At 60.6% G+C, this 16,207-nt stretch carries 13 protein-coding genes and 3 pseudogenes; 2 read left to right on the top strand and 14 right to left on the bottom strand.

What is annotated here, in order from left to right; genetic code table 11:
• Positions 1-125: 125 nt before the first annotated feature.
• The 3 genes and pseudogenes from XH80_RS02475 to XH80_RS02485 all read right to left on the bottom strand — a co-directional run bounded on the left by XH80_RS02475 (position 126) and on the right by XH80_RS02485 (position 3,230).
• On the bottom strand, positions 126-632 hold the full coding sequence (locus tag XH80_RS02475; protein WP_271597224.1) for a hypothetical protein: 507 nt from the start codon (positions 630-632) through the stop codon (positions 126-128).
• Positions 633-682: 50 nt separating this feature from the next.
• A pseudogene (locus XH80_RS02480) lies at positions 683-1,759 on the bottom strand (fatty acid desaturase).
• Between the two features lie 676 nt (positions 1,760-2,435).
• Positions 2,436-3,230: a sensor histidine kinase gene (locus tag XH80_RS02485; protein WP_442869095.1), complete on the bottom strand. Its 795-nt coding sequence runs from the start codon at positions 3,228-3,230 to the stop codon at positions 2,436-2,438.
• A gap of 123 nt (positions 3,231-3,353) precedes the next feature.
• On the opposite strand from XH80_RS02485, the gene XH80_RS02490 reads away from it, so the two are divergent.
• Positions 3,354-3,671: a Crp/Fnr family transcriptional regulator gene (locus XH80_RS02490; protein ID WP_271597174.1), complete on the top strand. Its 318-nt coding sequence runs from the start codon at positions 3,354-3,356 to the stop codon at positions 3,669-3,671.
• A gap of 1,130 nt (positions 3,672-4,801) precedes the next feature.
• On the opposite strand, the gene XH80_RS02495 is transcribed toward XH80_RS02490, so the two are convergent.
• Complete coding sequence (locus XH80_RS02495) at positions 4,802-4,960, bottom strand: hypothetical protein (RefSeq protein WP_271597175.1); 159 nt, start codon at positions 4,958-4,960, stop codon at positions 4,802-4,804.
• Between the two features lie 166 nt (positions 4,961-5,126).
• A complete protein-coding gene (locus tag XH80_RS02500) occupies positions 5,127-5,300 on the bottom strand; it encodes a hypothetical protein (RefSeq protein ID WP_271597176.1) in 174 nt (57 codons plus the stop codon).
• Between the two features lie 896 nt (positions 5,301-6,196).
• On the opposite strand from XH80_RS02500, the gene XH80_RS02505 reads away from it, so the two are divergent.
• Entirely contained in the window at positions 6,197-6,487 is a 291-nt protein-coding gene (locus XH80_RS02505) for a DUF1488 domain-containing protein (protein WP_271597177.1), read from the top strand.
• A 223-nt stretch (positions 6,488-6,710) separates the two neighbouring features.
• Here the strand turns inward: XH80_RS02505 and XH80_RS02510 are convergent, their stop codons facing one another.
• From XH80_RS02510 to XH80_RS02555, 9 genes and pseudogenes are all read right to left on the bottom strand, one after another.
• Entirely contained in the window at positions 6,711-7,025 is a 315-nt protein-coding gene (locus tag XH80_RS02510) for a hypothetical protein (protein WP_271597178.1), read from the bottom strand.
• A 300-nt stretch (positions 7,026-7,325) separates the two neighbouring features.
• Positions 7,326-8,513, bottom strand: a pseudogene (locus XH80_RS02515) (IS3 family transposase).
• A gap of 439 nt (positions 8,514-8,952) precedes the next feature.
• Positions 8,953-10,308, bottom strand: a pseudogene (locus XH80_RS43830) (tyrosine-type recombinase/integrase).
• 384 nt (positions 10,309-10,692) lie between these two features.
• Entirely contained in the window at positions 10,693-11,244 is a 552-nt protein-coding gene (locus tag XH80_RS02530) for a nucleoside 2-deoxyribosyltransferase (protein ID WP_271597181.1), read from the bottom strand.
• A gap of 45 nt (positions 11,245-11,289) precedes the next feature.
• On the bottom strand, positions 11,290-12,231 hold the full coding sequence (locus XH80_RS02535; RefSeq protein WP_271597182.1) for a nucleoside hydrolase: 942 nt from the start codon (positions 12,229-12,231) through the stop codon (positions 11,290-11,292).
• A 12-nt stretch (positions 12,232-12,243) separates the two neighbouring features.
• Complete coding sequence (locus tag XH80_RS02540; RefSeq protein WP_271597183.1) at positions 12,244-12,687, bottom strand: VOC family protein; 444 nt, start codon at positions 12,685-12,687, stop codon at positions 12,244-12,246.
• 12 nt (positions 12,688-12,699) lie between these two features.
• Positions 12,700-13,593 (bottom strand): ABC transporter permease, encoded by an 894-nt coding sequence (locus tag XH80_RS02545; RefSeq protein WP_271597184.1) that lies wholly within the window; start codon positions 13,591-13,593, stop codon positions 12,700-12,702.
• A complete protein-coding gene (locus XH80_RS02550; protein WP_271597185.1) occupies positions 13,590-14,639 on the bottom strand; it encodes an ABC transporter permease in 1,050 nt (349 codons plus the stop codon). The genes XH80_RS02545 and XH80_RS02550 overlap by 4 nt, the downstream gene beginning before the upstream one ends.
• Entirely contained in the window at positions 14,636-16,198 is a 1,563-nt protein-coding gene (locus XH80_RS02555) for an ABC transporter ATP-binding protein (RefSeq protein WP_271597186.1), read from the bottom strand. The genes XH80_RS02550 and XH80_RS02555 overlap by 4 nt, the downstream gene beginning before the upstream one ends.
• Between the last annotated feature and the right edge of the window lie 9 nt (positions 16,199-16,207).

Below are 16,207 nucleotides of genomic sequence, written 5' to 3' on the forward strand. Positions count from 1 at the left end.
CTCGGCGAGCTAACTGGCAGGACCCCGCGACGTTCCTGCGCGCAGAGAGCGCGGCCTGCAAATGTGGTTGCGATCTGAGCTCCCAGCAGTCCATGCCTGCCGCTCGACCGCCCCGAAGAGACGGATCAAGATCGCCAGGAAAGCCGCTTTCGCTTCTGCGCAGCCTTGAATTCCAGGACATGTCGTTGAACAGCGTGCTTGGCATTGAAGCTCCAGCCGCGCACGAGTTGCCATGCTGACAGGGACGCGACCCAGTCCTGGCCTTGGCAAAACCTATCGTGGCACCAGGCGAAAGCAGGAATTGACATCAGCTTGTCGCGGTTGACGCAGAAGAGCCGCTCGATGAGCAGGAGTTTGAGAAGCTCGCCGACGATGAGGAGCGCAAACCCGCGACCGATGTGCCCGGTCGCCGTCAGGTAAGCCGCAAGAGGCTTGACAGGTTCAAGCAAGATGACCGGCACGAGGAACAGTGCCAGAGCCGGATACGGGCGAAGCGACTCGATCCACGCTCGCACGCGCTCGAAAACCCAGCAGTTCGCCAACCGGCGAAAGACAGGTTTGAAGAGAGTGAAAAAGACCGCGTCCACCAGGAAGTAGATGGCTGCGATCAGAAACACAAAGGGTTTGAACATGCGGCTCAAGCGGGTTCTCCAATGAACCAAGCGCGAACCCATCGTTAAGTTCACGAATTCAAGCGGCGAATTCCAGGACCCGCAACGGAACCATTGCTCTGCGTCCGCGTATGGCGCGCGACCAGACCTATTTTGGCGTCTCGGAACGAAATGAGCCGTCGCTCCTTCTCGTCCCACAAGGCCTTCGGCACACATCGCAAGCTCTGGACGAGGGTGATTCGGCCCACATTTGCGAGTTCCGGATGATCCCGGAGCACGTCCGGCAGCCGATAGCAGGGAATTCGACTGCATAGATGATGGACGTGGTGGACGCCGATGTTTGCGGTGAACCAGCGCAAGATCCACGGCAAGTGATAGTGCGAACTGCCATAGAGCGCAGCTTCGTGAAAGCTCCAGGCTTCATCGCATGACCATGAGGTGTTCTCGAACTGGTGCTGGACATAGAACAGCCAGACGCCGATCGACGCAGCCAGAACCATGATCGGCAGATGCACCAGCAGGAATGGCCCAGGGCCTGCCAGCCGGATCATGCCTGCGATTAGAACTGCGATGGCGACGTTCGTGCCCATTGTGCTCAGCCAGGGTCGCCAGCCGTTACGCATCATCCCAATCGGCAATCGATGCCGCAAGATGAACAGATATGTCGGGCCCACGCCAAACATGACGATCGGATGCCGGTACAGGCGATACAGAATCTTGCGCCATCGAGACCGTGCGGCAAACTCACTCACGGTCAATGTGTCGATGTCACCCGAGCCTCTATGATCGAGATTGCCCGAACTCGCGTGATGCCGCGCATGGTTGGGCCGCCATTAATCGTAGGGAGTTAAAGTAACAACGCCGATGGCTCGGCCGATCCAATCGTTCGCAAGCCGGCTGCGGAAGAAAGACCCATGGCCGCAGTCATGCTGGATCATGAAGAGACGAACGAGCAGGCCTGCCGCGGGCACGGCCAGCAGCAGGCCAATCCCATGGCCACGGGCAACGCCGACGAGCATCAGAGCCCAGATGACAGAAAAGGGCACTGCCGTGATCACCAGCTCGAAAATGCCGCGCGCGTCATCGGGTTGGCGATACCGGGCGAGCAGCGCTGCGAGCGCGCGGGTTTCCGGTGGATGTTGAACCATGTCTAGCTGCTTTCGGAGTGACCCGCCAAAGCCAAGGCCGCGACATCATCGACGACCGGAATGATCACGACGAGCCCGGGTCCGGCACGAGGTAACCCATGGCACCGAGCACCGCGCCGATAAGCGACGCGGGCTATCCCAGTACATGCGGCGATCAGACCAAATGCTAATCCGCGTCCGTATGTCTTGCTGAGCAATATTGCTCAGTCCAGGAGCCAGCGCTTCAGAAAGGACGCGGGTTGAACGGGGCACAGGTCTACGGATGCCGCGAATGCGGGCCTGACTCCTTGACCGATCTTGCAATCACTTCTCGGAAAATGTGAGCAATATTGATCAGCGGCCGGTCAGGTGGTGCGCGATCTTGGTGCTTTGCCGTCCGATTCGCTTCACGACTACAGGTGACGACCCCGCAAAGGAGCATCACATGCCCGAAATCTTCGCACGACCCGAGCCCTCGCTTATTCCGATCGCAAGACCGCGCTGTCCGAAGTGCCAAGGCCGCATGACGCTGACCCGGATCGAATCGGACCACGGCAATCCTGACCTGCGAACTTTCGAATGCCCCAATTGCGAGCTCGTCTGCCGGCTGACGGCAGATGAACAAGTAATATCGCTCAAGACCTAGGGGCCCGAAGCCCGAAAAGGGAGTCCACTCACGCGATACGTCGCGCACGAGCTATGTGGCCGGGGTGCTCAGTGCGGCTATCGGCGCTTCGAACGTGTACGAAAACCCCGTCGACGCATAGGTTAGTTGCACGTCACCCCGCAACTGCTTGCCCAGGGTTTCGATCAGCCGTGTTCCGAAGCTGCGCTTTGCGGGCGGCTGGACGATCGGGCCATTCTTTTCGGTCCAGGTGAGGTGCAAGCGTTGTGTCGCTTGGTCCACCGTCCAGATGATGTCGACGCGTCCCTCCGGGACCGACAGGGCGCCAAACTTGGTGGTATTCGTGCAAAGCTCGTTGAGCGTCATCGCGACGGCGATGACGGCACCCGACGCCATCCGGATACCGGGTCCCGTGATCGAGAATTTCGATTCGTCGGGATTGTCGAAGGCTTCGATGGCGCTGCGAACGACCGTGCCAAGATCGGCGCTGGACCATTTTGCCTGCAGAAGGAGATCGTGCGCCCGGCCGAGTGCCAAGAGCCGGCCCTCGATGGCGCGCTGCGCGTGCTCAACCCCCTGCAGGTTGCGCAGGCTCTGGGAGACGATTGCGGCGACGGTCGCGAGCGTGTTCTTGATGCGGTGGTGCAGCTCTTCGAGGATCAGCTTCTGCAGCTTGTCGGATCCCTCGCGCTCTTTGGCGTCGATGCCGGCCCTGGCAAGCAGGCTCCTCGTATTGATCTCAGCCTGCGCCAGGAGTAGCCGCAGGCTGACATTCTCAGCCGCCAGGAAGACCGCCACGTCCTTCTCGGCCAATAGGTCCTGGCGCACTACATTCGCATTGCCGCGGTGCCGGATGAGCATCGGCACGATTACGGAGTGCAAGGTAGGATTTATCCAGCGCGCCGACCTGCGCGGTCTATGTGATCGCTATCCTCGCATTGCTGCGGCGCTCTGGCGCGAGACGCTGATCTATGGAGCCATATTCATAGAATGGATCACCAATATCGGCAGACGGCGGCGCTCGGTAGGGCGGCGTACCTGATGTGTGAATATATTGTTCGCGCGCGAGCCATGGGACTTGGAGAGGATTATTCCTGCGACTTGCCTATCACGCAGGAGGAGCTCGCCGACGCGCTGGGGCTATCGGTGGTTCATGTGAACCGCGTGCTTCAAGAGCTACGCAAGTTGAATTTGATCGGCCTCGAAAACCGCCATCTGACGGCGCCCGATTGGAAACGGCTCAAGCAAGTCGGGGATTTTGATGCGCAATACCTCCAGTTAAGAGATACAGCAAACACTTTAGCTTGAACCTTTGTTCACAACACCAGAAAGAACATTTACTTCGCTTCCCATGGATAGCGGCTTTCTTGGCAAGCGCAGTTTCTATCAATTCAGCTATGCCAGCGAGCGCAATTTGGTCATTGATACGGGTTGCAATGACTTTGTAGCGCGCAATGCGCAGATCGATCTCGTCGCACTTCTCGCACATGGCTCGCCGCGTTGCTGAGGGCGGGAGCGTGCAGAACTCTCAGTCGCCGATAAAAGCCACACCAACCGGGCGGCGATCACTGGATATTAAACTAAACAGTCAGTTCCAGATACCGGAACGCAATTAGACCCCCTCTAAATCACCTTCGCGGGACCGAAACGGCCAGCCGACAGTGGCACGGCCGAAAATCGCCAAAAGCTCTCGCCGCCGCATCACTTCCCCCGGCCAATTGCGGCCTAAGCCAATCGTACGTCGAGTCCTTCCTAAGTCTGCTATCTCGTCGGCCGAGCATTCGGCCCATCGCCGCTGGATGTTCCTATTCCGGCGGCTTTAGTTAGGCGAGTTTAGCCGCTCGCTCATGTGCGAGCCGGTCTCGGCTTGACACGCCCCCCGGAGGGCTTCATCGCGTACAGCTCCCATGCGGGGCGAGCTCGGTTTCTTCGCGGAAACCATCGTTCTCTCCCTTCAGCTAGTTCGGCCGCGCTTTGGACTCTTTGTCATCTGGGAACGTACGCGACTGACGCGCTCTTCCCAGTACTTCGCCAGCAGTCGACTTAACCGTCACCTCATATTGGTAGACACCGGGGTTGCAAGGGCCGAACGTGCGAAGAGTGCCAGCCGGAAGGATGCCGTTCTTTGGCAGGGGAACTTCCTGGCCGCCGTATTCGCGATCGGCTTGGGTAAGCTGCACGAGGATTGAAGCCGCTCCTTGCGGAACGTCCTTTAGCCAAATTTCGGGATTATCGAATAGGCTAACACAGGGCTTTGAGCCGAGAAATGAGAAGCTCATTGTCATTCCTGCGATAGCCTGCTGTGTGACCAGCTCGTGCTGGACCTCTTGTCGCGCGGCCGTTTGGGCCGCTGCCGAGGTGGCGCAGATCAGGACAAAACCCGTAACTGGAATTGCTCTCATTGGCTTTGATATCACAGCCCGAGACGCGAGTCTGTTCTATCGATCGGTCGCTCCCTCGGGGGCGCCCCGTCGTCTGATCTCGTCCTCGACTTCTTCAAGAAAATCGAGGATGTCGGGAACGTCCATGTCCTCAAGCGCGTCGCGCTTATAGCGCTCCACGATCGTCAGCTCAGCCTCTCCGGCCCCGTCTTGCATCACCATCTCCCGTTTTATAGGACGAGCAGGCAGGCGAGAGCGACTGATGACGTTCTCATCACCGATAAATGCCTAGGGCCTCGCGGTGACAGGTTTTTGTTAACACCTATGGCGGTACCGAATCTGAGCAAATTTGACCATCTCGCACGAAGCGAATTGGGACAGCCTAGCGCTCGTCCTTGGCGCTGTGATGAAGATTAAAAGCTCTGTCGTACTTGTCGCGGGCTTCGGTACCAACGCTGTATCGGCCAGGCCACCATGAATATGGTGGATTGTAGTTGTCGTTCTCAGCGTCTGCCTTGGCTTTTTCCTCCAGCTTCTCGGGCGTCCAAAGCGACATTGATCTATCTTTACCCCACATCTTGAGCCTCGGGCACCATCGGATGGGCATCCACGGGAAAACGGGAGTGACTGAAACAAGCGATTGATCTGAGACAAGCATCTCGGTGCCCCTACGATCCATGCCAAGGTGCTGTTTTCACTAAATATCCGAGATTGGGCCTGAACGGTGGAGCGCGGGAAGAAGATAGCTCTCAACCGTCATTTTGCTGGCACGCCGACCCTGCCGCTGAAATGCTCGAGCATTTCAGCAGCATTCTCCAGGATCTTAGCCATTTTCATCGCATCCGCGCGCTCGTCTCCCGGCGGCATCTTGCGGGCTCTATAAAGGGCGTCTGCCGCCCGGATGTTCAGCTTGCAAGCTAACGACGAGTGGACTCGCTTGACTGGCCGGAATGAGCGGTTGGCTTGAGCTGACGGCGCAGGCCCACCGAGGGAAACTACCACTGAATAAGCATCGCAGCAGCGATCAGCAGCACAAAAAAGACCGGCAGCAGTACCGGAGGCACCAGCCACTCGCGAACGCTGAATTTGGAGATATCTGACATAGTAACCGCCTCTAGGTCGCGGCGGGAGCACAATGCTCTCAGTCACCGATAACAGCCGAGGGGCGGGCGGTGATGTCCAGGATATAGTGCCGATCCGCAGAATAACGAGGCCAGGCGCAACTATTTGCTGTGACAGGATCGAGCGGGGTTGTAATCCGCTTCCAGCATAGCCATTTGGAGGCTGGCGCAACCGGATCGCTCCAAACTCCCTCCCTTCGCGCCAAGCTTTGGCTACAGCACATCTTGTCAGCGTATCGACCTGTTGCACGCGAGTGCGTCGGAGACAGGATCGGCTATCGCCATCGAATATGCCGCGACGCAAATCGCGTGCAGCCGGCACGGAGGTCTCGTGCTCCGACAACTGATCGGCCCCGACAACATGATCGAGTTTCCGAACCATAGCCGGTCATATGACCGCACGCGGCGTGCCGTACGATTTTGGGGACACGACAGCGCTATTGAGGCATCGTTTTTCATCAACGAAAATGCGCTGAAGCGAATTCAACCGGATATCGGTTGCGATGAGCCGGGCTTCCTCCGCGCATTCGATTCCAACCGCGACTTGATCTGCGCCGCCGCTGCCAAGGTGTACGTCCGCGGCAGCAGAGGCTCTTACGACCTGGTCCCCGCAAATTTTTGAACCGATCGTGCTTCTGGACTTCGCCTGATCGGCGAAACTGCTCGATGTGCTTCGACCTGGCCATCTGAATACTCTCGACTGGCCACGAGGGGTAGCGGCAAAGTTTAACCGAGATTGCGCATCAGACGCCGAGTGAAGCGTTCGATCTATGCCATTTGAAGATGGCCTCAATGAAAATGGCCGCGGAGTACTCCGCGGCCATTCATAGATATCCCGTCGTCTATCAGTAGCGGTCGGTCCCGATTCCGACGCTCACGCCGGGAGTGCGGAAGCCGACGCCGGCACGGTCGTCATAGCCGCGCCGCTCGATGTAACGCTCGCGAGGAGCATATCCGTAAGCATCGCGCCCGTCGCGGATGATAACATGGCGTTCGCCGCGTTCGCGCCAGCAGCGACCATCTTCATTGCAGACCATGCGAACGTTTTGAATGTTGCTCTCCGGTGCAATCGATACACTGGCGGAAAGTGGGGCGGCTGAAGCGGCGGTCACAATAAGCGTACTTGCGGCGGCTGCCAGAGTGATTGCGAAGGTCTTCATAATAGCATTTCTCCAAAGTGATTGTGTCAGTGAGTCAATAGGCTCGCGACAGGATGGTTCCAGAAACTCGACTGTGAATGTTTTCAACGCAGGCGCAGGCGAGGAGCAGGGATTCCAAGTTAATGGCGGCTTGATACCCACACCTGAGAAAACCCGCCTGACGTCGGACGCGAAAGGGGCGCGGGGCCCCTCGGTTAATCGCGACCTAAACTGGATGTCGGTATCGGTGATTACGTCTCTGGGATTTGAGCCTGCTCGCGATCATATAGATGGCAATGGATGTGACCTGCCACTGAATTTTCATCCAGCGGCAGTTAGAGTCTCGGAGTTTTGTACGCCAAGTGGCGCGGGTGGAGCAACGGACGATCGGCGGAGCTGGTCGGGGTTGCGCAGCCGATCGTCCGTTGCGGTGAGGTGGGCGGCGTAGGCCGCGGGGGTCAGGTATTTCAACGACGAGTGTGGACGCTGGTGATTGTAGTCGGCGACCCACTTGGTGATCTTGGTGCGGGCGTCGTCGAGATCGAAGAACAGAGTCTCGTTGAGTAGCTCATCGCGCATCCGGCCGTTGAAACTCTCGACGAAGCCATTCTGCATGGGCTTTCCCGGTGCGATGAAGTGCCAATCGATGGCTGCGTCCTTGCACCAAGCCAGCATGGCGTTGCAGGTGAACTCGGTGCCATGGTCGGACACGATCATTCCTGGCTTGCGGCGTCGCTCGATGATTGCCGTGAGTTCGCGGGCCACGCGCCGCCCCGAGATCGACGTCTCCGGAATGGCGCCCAGGCATTCCTTGGTGACGTCGTCGACGATGTTGAGGATGCGGAAGCGTCGGCCATTGGCGAACTGGTCGTGGACGAAGTCCAGCGACCAGCGGGCATTGGGCCTGGCCTCGACCAGGATCGGGGCCCGGGTCCCGACGGCCTTGCGGCGAGCCCGCCGCTTGCGGACGGTGAGCCCTTCCCTCGCGATAAAGCCGGTAGATCCGGTTGATCCCCGATGGCTCGCCCTCCCGCCGCAGCAGGACGAACAGGCGGCGATATCCGAAACGCCGCCGCTCGTTGGCGAGATCGCGCAATCGGCTACGCAGAACTGCGTCCGGTGGGCGGCTGGAGCGATAGCGGATCATCTTCCGATCCGAACCCACGATCGAGCAGGCCCGCCGTTCCGACAGGCTCATAACGGCCTGCAGATGCGCGACAGCAGCGCGCTTGGCGGCGGGCCCTACCACTTTTTTGAAAGGAGCTCGCGAAGTGCGGCTGCATCGAGCATCTGCTCGGCCAGAAGCTTCTTCAGCTTCCCGTTCTCCTCCTCCAGGGCCCTCAACCGCTTCGCCTCGGAAACGTCCATGCCGCCGAATTTGGCCTTCCAATTGTAGATCGTCGCCTCGGAGATCCCGTGCTTGCGAGCCAGCTCGGCCGTCTTCGCCCCGGCCTCATGCTCCTTCAGCACCGCAATAATCTGCTCTTCCGTGAACCGTGCTCGCTTCATCTGTCCGTCCTTCTTCGGGCCGGACTCTAACTCTTTCTGGAGGAAATGCTCAGTGGCAGGTCAGATGGCGCACGAACCCCCCGACGCTTGGATGCATCGATCTGCCACCAGTAACCCGCTGCCACGCGCGCAACCCCGGTGGCGTTCGGGCCCTATCCTCACTGGAAGAGGAGCTTTATTATCTAGAAATGCTTGCTAAGCAATTGATGTTACTAGCAGCCGAATTCGGCTATTTTTCCAAACGCGCTTTGAAATCCCTGAATAATCAAACTGATTTTGATTCTGCCATTCGGATTCTGATCCGTTGAGTTGGTTACGTACAGAAGGCCGGTAGGCGCGGGTCCTTGGGGCGTTTGGAAACCGCCGCTAACTCTCGGCACACCGTCCAGAACAGTCTCCCGAGTTACACTGCCACACTCCTCAGGCGGCCAGTTCGAAGTCATGCTGCCTGCTGAATTCGTTCTTGCCCCTCGCCCAGAGTGTTTGGCTCCAATCGGACTTGGGTAACGGTTCTTCGGCTAGCCCCGGGACCGAGCCAATTGATCAGAGCTTTATGTTCCTTTAGCGAGTCACGAAGTGCGGAAAACACGACGGTACTGATAGCTTGCTGTTGGCTGCGCAGGTGGTCTTCAACCAGCTTGTGCCGAGTGACATAGCCTGCGTTCACGCCAGGGATAGAATGGTTCATGAGGAGCTTAGCATCGAATTCGGAAACGCCGGCAGCGGTCGCAATCGTCCGAAATGTTTGACGAAGGTCATTGCCCCATTTTGACAAGACCTCTCGATCTTCCTTTGTTTCCGCTAAGTGTCCAGAGGCGCTCTCAGCGGGGAACAACCACTTTTGCGCCTGAGACGGCTGCATTTGCCTGCCGAAACGAAGCACCCGAATGAGACACAGGATCATTTGCCGAGATAGCGGGATGTCGAACGCTCGCTTGCTGCCTCCTTTGGGCTTTGGATGTGGAGCGTACGCCTTCGAAAATTTATGTGTTCGGGTCTGGCCTGCTGCAAGGCGGTGGGTCTAGATCCACACAGCAATGCTAAAAGATGGAATTCGCGCCGGATTGGTTCTCTAGATTGGCCAGTTCGGCAAACCATCCCTTCAAATCGCCGGTGCCCATACCAGTGTTCCTGCGCTCTTCCTGGTTCCAATCGACAGCATCTGCGGGGTTGTCACGCGGCAGCGCTCGATTGGTCTTCCGGGCGTGATTGTAGATAGCCCGCAGCGTCCGCATGCTGCCATTCGCGATGTACGGACCGTTCTCCCTAGTAAGCTGGTCATGCTTTTTGGCGACGCGAGCGGGTTCATTCGCGAGATCCCGCAAAGGGGTATTAAGCCATTCCGAAAAAAGACGTTCAACGTGATCGCGATACCCGCTGATCGTTTTCTCGCTACGGCCTTTTCGGATCAAGTGAGCTTCTAGGTAGCGTTGCCAAGCCTGCTCCAGGGTGGCGCCTCCTTCAGTACCATTCCCATTAGTCGCGGCTTGTTCGGAGTTTCCGTTCTCCCTCGCTTTCGGGTGCTGTCCCTTGCTGATCTGAGCAAGATATTCCTTGGCTGTCGCGCGGGCTGCCCTGGTCGTCAACTCGCTAGTGTCACCAATAGATACTCTGATGGTGGAGGCCCGCTTCCTCGTTGTCTGATATCACCTTGAACAGTGAAGGTTCTTTTTCGCTTCCCGACGACGACGAAGAAGCCTTTCAACTCGGTGTCGCGAGCCAGATACCAGCCATCTTCAGGAGGCGGTAGCTGGGCGATGGCCTTATCGCTGAGAGCGATGCGAATGTCGGTCATGAGGGACGACGTGAATTGCTAAAACGGTTTTCAAACGGTTTTGGCGAACTGAGGTGTTTGAAGGTCAGGGTTCGCTGGGCTGCGAAGCTATGCGACAAGTCTCTATAAATAAAAGACCTTTCTCAACTTCATCGTAGTGTGGCGCAGATTCAGAAATCGCAGAGAGGGGCCGGTTTTGAACTCTTAATCAGCGGGTCCCAGGTTCGAGCCCTGGTGCGCCCACCAAGCAAATTCAAGTGCTTACGGCGACTGAGCACCAGAACGGCACCTTCGGTTGGACGCTTTCGACGTCCAACTAACTACTGTTACCTCCCCAAGTACTCCCGAGAATATCGGGCATGGCGAAAGATCTCGGCGGACGGCTGCAGGACCGCAAGCACTTCGTCAGCGCTCCTTCTGATCGGCAACAACGTGCGCCGCGGCGGCTGCGCAGGCCTCGAACACGTCCAGCGCGTCGATGCCGCGCGCTTCGCCGTCCCTGGGAACAAAAATCGGGCATCCGCCGCTGGAGACGGCGCCGACGATCATCAGATTGTCCGGCAGATGGAAACCTTCGATGCCGAGGTTCGCGCAGCCGTCGCCAAGCTGCCTCCGCATCCGCTGCTCGAAGCTCTCGGACACATTCGAGTAACCAAAGATCGGCTTACCCCTTCCGAGAAACCAGCCGACCTCGATCAGGGTACCCGCATCGGCGGATGCGCCTCCGAATGGCGTGAGGTTGGCGATGATGATGTCGCATCGTTCCATCATCGCAATGTCCTTCTCGTAAATGGATTGCCAGACATCCAGCGCCTTGGCGGCCGTCTCGATATCCTGATTGAGCGGCGGGAGACCCTGCAAGCCGAATCGCCGGCATATCTCCACCTTCCGTGCGGCGTGCTCGACCGCGTTCGGAAGAAACACGTCAGGCCCCGCCAGATAGGCTGTTGCTGTCATGACAAGTCTCCCCAGGTCGGATCAGTTCGAGACGGACGGGAACGATCAGGGCAGACGCGCGAGCCGCTCGGTGAGGAGCTTGTAGAACCCCGCCGCATCGACCTCGCGAAGGAACATGACGTTGGCAGGCTTCTCCGTCACGCGCCACCAGTCGACGATGCACATGCCTGCCGTGGGCCCGTCGCCGGTCTGCACGTCGACGTTCACCTGTTTGCCGCCGAACAATTTTGGCGCCAGCAGATAGGCGATCACGCAGGGATCGTGGAGCGGCGCGCCGTCCCAGCCGTATTTCTTGATGTCGAACCCCTCCGAGAAGGTCAGCATCTCGCGCGTCGCGATGCCGCATGCGTTGCCGATGTCGCGAAAGGCCGTAAGGCGCGGTCTGGTGCTCAGGCACTGATGCGTCACGTCGAGCGGAACCATCGTGATCTTGACGCCGCTGCTCAGGACGACGTCCGCGGCCTCCGGGTCGACGTAGCTGTTGAACTCGGCCACCGGCGTGATGTTGCCACCTTCCGAATACGCGCCGAACATCATCACGATTTCCGCGATGCGCTCGACGATATCGGGCGCGAGGACCATCGCCATGGCGATGTTGGTGAGCGGCCCGAGCGTCGCCAGCGTGATCTCGCCCGGCTTCGCCGCTCGCAGCGCGTCGACGATGAAAAGCACGCCGTGCTGCTCACGGACCTTCATCGTCGGCGCCGGCAGCGACGGGCCGTCGAGCCCGGTTGGACCATGCACATGTTCAGCGGTGACCGGCTTTCGGCGCATGGGACGCGCGCATCCGGCATGAAGCGGCACGTCGGTGCGCTGCGCGAGCTCCAGGATCTTTCGCGCATTGTCGGTCGTGCGCGAGAGCGGCACGTTGCCCGCCACCGTCACTAGTCCCTGCACGTCGAGCTCTTCGGGCGAGCCAAGAGCCATCAGGATCGCCACGGCGTCGTCCTGGCCGGGATCGGTATCGATAATAATCTTGCGCGCCATGGAGCGCCTCCCTCATTGTCGTGGCGCAACGTCGCGCGCGATGTCGCCGAGCGCGCCGCCGGCGAGCCAGGCGTAGAGCTCCCACAGTTCGCCATCCGGACCCGCAAAATACACACATCGCGCGTTCCAGGGATAATTGGCGGGCGGCCGAATGAAGGCGACGTCTTTTGCGCAAAGCTCCGCATATACAGCCTCGAGCGACGCCGCGTCCGGCAGCCTGACGGCAATCAGGACACCGGCTGACGCGTCGAGGTCGACCGGAACGCCGGTATTGGCGGCGATATGTGTGCGTTCCCATAGCGCGAGCGTATGGCCGGCGCCGGTAAAGTCGGCGAAGCCCGGCGCGCGGCGCTGAAGAGCGAAGCCAAGCTTGTCCCGGTAGAACGCGATCGAGGCCTCGAGATCGCGCACCAGAATGCAGGTGTCGGTGATGGCGTGCCGTTGTGCAAATTCCATCCTGTGTCGTCCTCAGTAGTCACGCAGTTCGGCAAAGTCTGCCGCCGCTTTGGCGCCGCCGCGCAGCTGACCGCTGAGCCAGACGCCAAAGACCGTCGCCAAATAGGGAAGCGCCAGCAGCAGGTCGTGCGGCACGGCGTCGCCGAAGACCAGTTGCGCGCGGATGCCGACCGCGCCGACGACGCTGAAGAAGAGCGCGGCGAGGACCGAACCGATGGGGTGCCCGGCCCCGAACACGACCGCTGCGAACGCCATGAAACCGCGACCGGCAGTCATGTTTTGCGCGAAGATCTGCAGGCTTCCCGCCGCAAGCTCCGCCCCGCCGACCGCGCACAGGACGCCGCCGCCGACGAGCGCAATGAGGCGCATCGCCGAAGGGTTCACGCCCACACTGCGCGCTGCGAAAGGATGCTCGCCCGCCGCCGCGAGCTGAAGGCCGAACCGTGTGCGCCGTAGTAGTGCCCAGAGCGCAAAGACGACGAAGGGCATTGCCAGGACGAAGACGGACAGGATGCCGTAAGGGCCGAACGCGGGCCCCAGCCTGGGCACGCCGAACGGGGCGGTGACAGCGGCCTGACTGCCGAAGATCGATTGGATCGCGAGCGCCGTGCCCCCGATGCCGAGCCCCGTCAATCCGAGCCCGGCGATGATCGGGCTGGCCTTCAGCCTCTCGATCACGAACCACAGCAGCGCCGAAGTGATCACGCAGGCGAGGCAAGCGATCAGCATCGCCAGGGCGAACGATCCAGTGGCGACGATGCCGAGAATGGTGGCGCATGCGCCGACGATCATCACGCCTTCAAGGCCCAGGTGCCAGACGCCGGAGCGCTGTGCGAGCACGCCCGCCAGCGTGACGTAGACGAGCGGCGTACCCGAGCGCAGGATGGCGATGATGATATCGTTCATGAGGGCGGGTTCCCCAGCCGAAGCAGGCGGTCGACCCATTCGGACTTGGCGGTGATGAACAGAGCGATCGCTGCGTTGACGATGTCGATCGCCGCCGCCGGCAGGCCCGCCATGATCGGTAAATAAAGCGCGGCGGAGGCGAGACCGCCGAAGAACAGGCTGACGAAGCTGATGCCGACGACGGACAGACTGGCGACGAGGGCGATGAGGATCGCGGTAAAGCCATGCGTGGGCAGGAACCCGCCAACCAGCCGGCCATTGGGACCGAAGACCTCGATGACCCCGGACAGGCCCGCCAGCGCGCCGCTGATGAGGAAGCTGGCAAGTCCGAGGCGCCATACCCGCGCGCCCTGCCATTTCACCATCGTCGGATTGCGGCCGGCGAGGCTCGCGAGCACGCCGAACGCGGTGCGATTGACCAGCAGCCACATGGCGACGCCCACGACCAGCGCGATGACGACGATGACGGGCGAAACACCCAGCGAATCGCTGATCCGATAGGCTGCCTTCAATGGACGGCTCGAGGATTGCTGGCCGCTACCTGACGGGTCCTTCAGCGGTCCGGTCGTCACGTACACGAGAATGAGCCCAGCGATGAAGTTGCCCATCAGCGTCGTGATGACTTCGTCGGTCCCCGATCGCAGGCGCAGCCAGCCCGGCCAGAACGCCCAGAGCGCACCGCCAGCCATGCCCGCGAGGAAGCAGAGCGGCGTCAGAACGAAGGCCGGCGCATCGTTCAGCCAAGTTGCCGTGAACGTGGCACATATCGCTCCGATGTAGAACTGTCCCTGCGCTCCGATGTTGAAATAGCCGCACCGGAACGAGATGGAGACACCGACCGAAGTGATGAACAAGGGTAGCGCCCAGCGCAAGCTCTGCAGGGACGCGCCCGGCCTCAGGAAAGCGCCATCGACGATGTTCTGAAACATCGAGAACGCGGAATATCCGGCAAACTGGAAAATGATGCCGCAGAGGGCGAGCGCAGCGACGATGAAGACCAGCGCTCTGACGAAGGGAATCAATCTCGCCGTCAATCTCCCCGTCATGGGCGCGCCTCTGTCATGGTCGCGCCGACCCGCGCGATGTCGTAGGGGGCTGAGAATTCTCCAGCCACGGCGCCTGACAGCATCACTACGATACGGTCGCTGATGTCGAACAATTCGTCGAGATCCGACGAGACCAACAGGACAGCGCAGCCTCGGTCGCGCGCAGCGCGCAGCGAACGCCAGACGAAGGCGGTCGCACCGATGTCGAGCCCGCGCGTCGGTTGGGCGGCGAGGATCAGCCGCGCCTCGTCGTCGATCTCGCGCGCGAGGATCACCTTCTGGGCGTTGCCGCCGGAGAGCGAACCCGCTCTCTGTCCTGTTGATGCATATCGCACCTCCCACGCCTTGAAGGCGGCCTCGCTGTCGCGCCGGATGCGATGCGGATTGATGAACTGGAACAGAGGCGAGCGCAGAAGCTGGCGCGCCGACCAGTTCTCCCACAGCGCGCTCGAAAGGCTGAGGCCCTCGGTGTTGCGCTCGAATGGGATGATGCGCAGTCCCCGGTTCCTGCGATCGCCAAGTGCCACGCCCGTCACCGCGGCTCCGTCCAGCTTGATTTCACCTTGCGTCACCTCGACCAGCGCCGCGATGGCTCTCACCAGCGTCCGCTGGCCGTTGCCTTCGACGCCTGCGACGCCGACGATCTCGCCGGGGCGAATGACGAGCGAGACGTCGCGCAGCGCCGGTCCTTCATTGTCGCCGCGTGTTGCGACATTTCGCAATTCGAGCATGGGAGCGGCGACGACCGCGGCGTGGCCCGGCTCGCCGCCGCCGCTCTCCGCACCGACGAGCGCCTTGGCGTCGTCAGGCGAAAGCATTTGCGAGCTTGCCGAGCCGATGATCTTTTCCGCGAGCTGAGCGGCGTCCGTCTCGCCGACCGGCATCGTCGCCGCGATCAACTTGCCGCCTCGCAGCACGGTCACGGTGTCGGCGATCGCCAGAACCTCGCGAATCTTGTGCAGGATGAGGATGACGGTCACACCGCGCGCATTGAGCGTGCGAATGCGATCGAACAATTTTTCCGCGCCGGACGGCGACAGAACCGCTGTCGGTTCGTCCAGGATCAGCACGCGCGCGTCGGTCACCAAGGCGCGCGCGATTTCCACGCCCTGCTGCGTTTCCACCGGCAGGTCGCGAATCCGGCGGCGCCTGTCCACGGAAATGTCGAGCGAGGCGAGATGGCCGTTCCATCGTCGTTCGAGCTGGCGACGCGTGAAGGCGGAACGATTCCCCTTTGCGCCGAACTCCATTGCCTCGCAGATCGTGAAACTCGGCGGCAGGGCGAAGCTTTGGTGCACGAGTTCGACGCCCGCCGCACGCGCGCCCTTCACGCTGCCCGCAGCCACCGGCCTGCCTTGGACGAGCACCTCGCCGGATTGCGGCCGGATCAGACCGGCAACGACCCTGGCGAAGGTGGTCTTGCCCGCTCCGTTCTGCCCCACCACGGCGTGAACCCGGCCGGCTTCGAAGCGGAGGCTCACCTGCGACAGCGCAGTGACGGGGCCGAACGTGACGGAAACGCTTCGGCACTCGAGAGCGGGCTCCTGCATGTCCGTCATGGGTCCGCG

This window comes from Bradyrhizobium sp. CCBAU 45384, from assembly GCF_028128665.1.
Lineage (GTDB): Bacteria > Pseudomonadota > Alphaproteobacteria > Rhizobiales > Xanthobacteraceae > Bradyrhizobium > Bradyrhizobium manausense.